Source organism: Fodinibius sp. (assembly GCF_041642155.1).
In the GTDB taxonomy this organism is placed as follows: Bacteria; Bacteroidota; Rhodothermia; order Balneolales; family Balneolaceae; genus Fodinibius.
On record NZ_JBEPWZ010000201.1, the window covers coordinates 1 to 5,469 of the forward strand.

Annotated in this window: 7 protein-coding genes; all 7 read left to right on the plus strand. The window is 48.3% G+C overall.

Going from position 1 to position 5,469, the window contains the following annotated elements; translation table 11 throughout:
* A partial coding sequence (locus tag ACESLU_RS10935) for a cysteine desulfurase (RefSeq protein ID WP_372638683.1) occupies positions 1-748 on the plus strand: 748 nt, incomplete at its 5' end.
* 106 nt (positions 749-854) lie between these two features.
* Positions 855-1,406, plus strand: a complete 552-nt coding sequence (locus ACESLU_RS10940) for a NifU family protein (protein ID WP_372638684.1) — start codon at positions 855-857, stop codon at positions 1,404-1,406.
* 26 nt (positions 1,407-1,432) lie between these two features.
* Positions 1,433-1,774, plus strand: coding sequence for a HesB/IscA family protein (locus tag ACESLU_RS10945; RefSeq protein WP_372638685.1), 342 nt, complete (start codon positions 1,433-1,435; stop codon positions 1,772-1,774).
* Between the two features lie 7 nt (positions 1,775-1,781).
* Positions 1,782-2,306, plus strand: a complete 525-nt coding sequence (locus ACESLU_RS10950) for a DUF2480 family protein (protein ID WP_372638686.1) — start codon at positions 1,782-1,784, stop codon at positions 2,304-2,306.
* 430 nt (positions 2,307-2,736) lie between these two features.
* Complete coding sequence (locus ACESLU_RS10955) at positions 2,737-3,495, plus strand: SDR family NAD(P)-dependent oxidoreductase (RefSeq protein WP_372638687.1); 759 nt, start codon at positions 2,737-2,739, stop codon at positions 3,493-3,495.
* Positions 3,496-3,812: 317 nt separating this feature from the next.
* On the plus strand, positions 3,813-4,535 hold the full coding sequence (locus ACESLU_RS10960; protein WP_372638688.1) for an SH3 domain-containing protein: 723 nt from the start codon (positions 3,813-3,815) through the stop codon (positions 4,533-4,535).
* Between the two features lie 48 nt (positions 4,536-4,583).
* A complete protein-coding gene (locus tag ACESLU_RS10965; protein WP_372638689.1) occupies positions 4,584-5,357 on the plus strand; it encodes a M15 family metallopeptidase in 774 nt (257 codons plus the stop codon).
* Positions 5,358-5,469: the final 112 nt, after the last annotated feature.

Below are 5,469 nucleotides of genomic sequence, written 5' to 3' on the forward strand. Positions count from 1 at the left end.
TATTGAACTGCTGAACGAACGGACTGCGATCGTGGCCATAGGACATGTTTCCAATGCGCTGGGAACCGTTCACCCGGTGAAACAGATTGTCGAGGAAGCGCATAAGCACGATATCCCGGTACTGGTCGATGGGGCGCAGGCGGTGCCGCACGGTCCGGTGGATGTACAGGGGCTGGATGTGGATTTTTACGCTTTTTCATCCCATAAAATGTGCGGACCGACGGGTTTTGGCATTCTATATGGCAAGGAAAAGTACCTGGATGCAATGCCTCCGTACCGCTCAGGCGGCGATATGATTGACAAGGTTTCCTTCGAAGAGACTACTTTCAACAAGCTGCCTCATAAGTTTGAGGCCGGGACACCACCTATCGTAGCGGGTATCGGGCTGGGTGCCGCGATCGACTACCTGACCGGGATCGGCATGGAATATATTGCCCGCCGGGAGCAGGAACTGCTGGAATATGCTACCGGGCAACTGCTTTCCATAGAGGGACTCCGTATCATCGGCACTTCAGAGCACAAAGCGTCGGTCATCTCTTTTGTATTTGATGACATTCACGCGACAGATATCGGTACCCTTCTGGACCAGCAGGGGATTGCTGTTCGTACCGGGCATCACTGCGCACAGCCTGCAATGCGCCGGTTTGATATTCCGGGAACCGCCCGCGCATCTCTTTCATTCTATAACACTAAAGAGGACATTGATCGCCTCGCAGAAGGGGTGAAGCGCGCAAAAGACTTTTTCTGAATGATCGTTCCTGTCTCTGAAAATAATAGTGTTTCGGTAGAAACTATATTTTATTTATATTCGTTCTAAACAATGTAACTACTGTTCCAAATAAACTAAAGAAGCTATGCCAAAGATTAAAGAAATTGAACGCACTCCAAATCCCGATGCCATGCGATTTGTATTGGGCGAAGCGCTCACGAATGGGGTAACGAAATCATTTGAGGACAGTAGCCAGGCTGAAGGTGATGAGCTGGCTTCTGCGCTTTTCGCCATCGATCACGTAATCAACGTCTATTACGTTGATAAATACGTGACGGTTACCCAGGACGGGGATGCAGTTTGGTCTGAGCTGTTACGTAAGCTGGCCCCGCCCATTCGCGAGGCAAAAGCGCAAGCCGATGCGGTGGAAGATGGTGAAGTGCATGCCACCAGAGAAGTGCAGGAAAGCGACGACCCGCGCCTGGTTGAAATTAACAAGATGCTGGATGAGCAGGTCCGACCCTATCTGCTGGCCGACGGCGGTGGACTTAAAATTCTCGGACTCGATGGCAACCGCTTAAAGGTTCACTACCAGGGAGCCTGCGGTACGTGTCCCACTGCCACCAGTGGAACGCTCTATGCTATCGAAAGCATGGTCAAGCGTGTCGATCCTGAGATACAAGTTGTTTCTGTTTAAATAGGCCAGAGGAATTTATAAATAATATGTCTATTACCGTCAGCGACCGAGCCGCACGCCGTATTAAGGAAATTCAGAATGAACAACACCTTCCCGAAGACGCGAAACTGCGTGTAGGAGTGGTAAGCGGGGGGTGTTCGGGACTGACCTATGACCTGAATTTCGACTCCCAAACCGATGAATCCGAATCTTCCGAAGATCAGGAGTTCAACGATAACGGCGTTAACCTGATTGTGGATATGCGCAGCTTCCTGTACCTGTCCGGAACAGAGTTGGACTATACCGAAGGACTGGAGGGGCAGGGCTTCCATTTTGAAAATCCGAATGCCACGCGAACATGTTCTTGCGGAGAATCTTTTTCAGTATAAATTGGCTATGGCTACAGATACCCAGGGTGAGATTGTTAACAAGATAAAGCAATCCGACAGGCTCGTAACTATTGATCTTCAGAAATTTTTTGATCCCACGCACCGTGCGGGCCTGGATCTGAAACAGTTTTTGTTCAAAGGACTGATCCTGAAGGAAAAAGAGTTCCGGCAGGCACTTAAGGAATATGATTGGAGCCAGTATCAAGACAAGTATGCCTGCATATATTGCTCAACAGACGCCATCCTTTCCAAATGGGCGTATATGCTGGTAGGCCGACATTTGACTCCCCATGCCAAAGAAGTCTTTAAAGGCCGGCCGGAAGAGGTCCTCCATGAGCTCTATCGTCGCGAGCTTGAATCGGTTGACTGGAGTCAATATGCGGATAAGTTTGTTATCCTGAAAGGGTGCAGCGACGAGGAACGTCCCGTGCCGGATAGCGTTTATCTCTATGCCACTCAAAGGCTTATTCCACACGTAAGGAAATTGATGTACGGCGAAGCTTGTTCCAACGTGCCGGTCTACCGGAGCTGAGTTATTTCACGTGATTTTTATTATTCGCGTCTTGAACGATGGAGAGTTTTTTAGTGGGCTTTTTTGTCCCGGAGGTTTTTTGCTATCCATCCACCAATGAAGTCCTTTGTTTTTAGCTTGATCAAGATGAACCGTAAAGCCAAAACATTCAAGTCCGTAAAGAACCCCAGTCAACGGTTTTTCCAGTTATTCTCGTCCCGGGGGGCTGACTTGGAGGATCGTGACGAGAGCCAGACGGTTTGAATCATATTTTGGGGCTTTGGGAGCGAATAGTTTACCGTTTCTGTCAAAAACCCGGCGATAGGTGCAAAGGGATTGACAACCCGCAAACGGGCATAAAAATGCTCCTGCCATGAATTGGCATATTATTTGCTAATAAACGCTTGAAAACGGATTTTTGTATTCAGGATAATGTTTAACCATATAGAAAATGATGGGGAATCAGGAAATTAATGCATTAGTGACGGGCGCATCCCGGGGAATAGGCAAAAGCATAGTACAGGCATTGTTGAGGGAGGGAAACAGGGTTATTGGGACGGCCCGCAGTTCGGATTTTCCCGCACCGATTGCAAAACACCAGAACTTTGAGGGGCTGCATGTCGATCTTGCCCGTCCTGAAGAGATAAGGACGTTTTTAAAACCCATTTTTGACCGGGTACATGTCCCGACAGTACTCGTCAATAATGCAGGAATCTCTGAAGATGCTGATATGTCTGCCGGCGATGACCGGTGGCTCCAAACCTGGGATCGAACGATGCAGGTCAACCTCCGCGCTCCGGCGCTGCTCTCCAGGTGGGCGCTCAACCGCTGGCAGCAAGAGGGGACGAACTCCGGGGGCGGTATTCTTATAAATATGGCATCCCGGGCGGCCTACCGCGGTGATACTCAGGAGTTTGCTTCCTACGCCGCATCCAAAGGGGGATTGGTAGCGTTTACTAAAAGTGTAGCCCGCGATTTTGGCAAGCATGGCATATCGGCCTATTCGATAGCACCCGGCTTTACGCAAACGGATATGGTCAGCGATTCGATTGAAATCTATGGTGAAGAATATTTAACGCAGGGGATGTCCTTTGACCGGATAACATCGCCTGAAGAAGTGGGAGAGCTCGTGGCTTTCCTTGCATCGGGTAAAGTGCCTCATATGACGGGATCTACCTTCCATATTAATGGCGGTAGTTATATGATTTAGTTCCATGGTTTGTTGCATACTCGGGCAGGATCACAAAGTTGCGGAAAATAGACACTGAACGTCTTACGGCCTTTTCCCGATACTCTGCGGATCTGAGCAAAATAACTGTCACGCTGAGTATAAGTTTTGCTGGATTTGTTTGTGGCTTGGCTTTTATCCCCGTTTACACTTGCAAAAACTGTTATACAGAGCGATTCCTCTTGACACAAAAATTGACATCAGTACTTTTATTCCCCTCATTTTTTATTTAAACTGCTCCGGTAGTAATAACTAACTTGAACCAAGTCCATATCTGCATCAAAAAGAAAATTAACCCCATGTACGCTACCTTTACTCGCATAGCCGTGGTTGTTGCGGCTTTTACAATTGCCGGTCTGGGTTTAATAACGGGCTGCAGTGGCTCTATTACCTGGGAGGAGGCCCGGCAAGCTGATACGTACGAAGCCTACCAGTCGTATGTCGAAGATAACCCGGAGGGCGAGCACGTTGAGGAAGCTCAAAATCGCGCAGACAACCGCTATTGGGACGCTATTAAAGAAGACTCGACCGCCGAAGCTTATGAGACATATCTCGAAGAATTTCCCGACGGAGCGTTCCGGACCGATGCCCAAGGCAGACTCAATCAGATATCGTCGGCCAGTATGGCTACAAAAGGACGCGTGACCGGATCGAATGTCATTATCCGGAGCGACCATACCACCGAATCGCCCTCAGCCGGCGTTGTTGCCAGGGAGGGGACGGTCGTTCAAATCCTCGACCTGTATAGCTCAGGCAACAGCAAGGAAGCCATTCTAAAGCGTGATGTAACAATCATTACAAATGGTAATCAGATATCGCTGCCCGAGGGCAAAGCCGTCAAAATTCTGTCCGATCGCAGCGATTCCGTTCGCGCCTCCTTTTCTACACCCCAATATGGTGCTACCGAGGCCACGATCAGCAAGAACAATATTGAGGCGATGAGCGGGGAAAAATGGTATAAAATCCAGACCAATGACGATATCACCGGCTGGATTTATGGTAAGTTTATAGAGGAATTGTGATTTTTATCATTCATTAATTTTATAACTATTCACCTTATTTTTTGATTTATGAGAGTTATTTTTCTGCTGTTTTTTGCATTGGTTATGGGCTGTAATGCAGACCGCTCATCCGCCGACAAACAACAGGCACAAACCGGCCAGGCGGAAGGAAACACAAATAGGGACACCCTGCAGGTTGACACCTCTGTCGATTTCGTAACCGGTCAGTTTGATTTCATAACCCATGATGATTTTATGCAGGTGGATCCGCAATACGCCGATAAAGAGATTTACCTGCATAAGGAAACCTACAAAGCGTTTAAAGCCATGGCCGACAGCGCCCGGGCCGATGATATTTCACTTATAGTTATCTCCGGAACCCGTAATTTTGACGCTCAAAAATCGATCTGGGAGCGGAAGTGGAACAACTCGACAGCTGAGTCTGACCTGGATAAGGCGCTTGAAATACTGGAGTACAGCTCCATGCCGATGACGTCCCGCCACCACTGGGGCACCGATATCGACCTGAATGATTTAAATAACAGTTATTTCGAAAGCGGGCAGGGCAGGAGAGAATACGAGTGGCTGAGGGCTCACGCGAACGATTTTGGATTCTACCAGCCTTACACCGAAAAAAGTCTGAACGGCCGCACGGGCTACAATGAAGAAAAGTGGCACTGGTCGTACCTGCCGCTGGCAAGCCAATATTTGAAATTTTATAACCGACACATCTCCAATACAGATATCACGGGATTTAAGGGCTCCGAGCATGCAAAAGAAATTGATATGGTGAACAATTATGTAAATGGCATATCGTCAACGATTAAACAGGAAAGCGAGTAACCTCAACATGTCCCAAAAAATAAGCACTCACCTGTCAGATTGTTATCTGCGTTTTGCCGGAGAAAAGGATGTCCCCCTCATACTCAATTTCATCCAACGTCTCGCCGAGTAC

What these genes read in the sequence shown, in the direction of transcription:
- ACESLU_RS10940 (WP_372638684.1), top strand. Translation starts at nt 855, where the DNA reads ATGCCAAAGATTAAAGAAATTGAACGCACTCCAAATCCCGATGCCATG.
- ACESLU_RS10945 (WP_372638685.1), top strand. Translation starts at nt 1,433, where the DNA reads ATGTCTATTACCGTCAGCGACCGAGCCGCACGCCGTATTAAGGAAATT.
- ACESLU_RS10950 (WP_372638686.1), top strand. Translation starts at nt 1,782, where the DNA reads ATGGCTACAGATACCCAGGGTGAGATTGTTAACAAGATAAAGCAATCC.
- ACESLU_RS10955 (WP_372638687.1), top strand. Translation starts at nt 2,737, where the DNA reads ATGATGGGGAATCAGGAAATTAATGCATTAGTGACGGGCGCATCCCGG.
- ACESLU_RS10960 (WP_372638688.1), top strand. Translation starts at nt 3,813, where the DNA reads ATGTACGCTACCTTTACTCGCATAGCCGTGGTTGTTGCGGCTTTTACA.
- ACESLU_RS10965 (WP_372638689.1), top strand. Translation starts at nt 4,584, where the DNA reads ATGAGAGTTATTTTTCTGCTGTTTTTTGCATTGGTTATGGGCTGTAAT.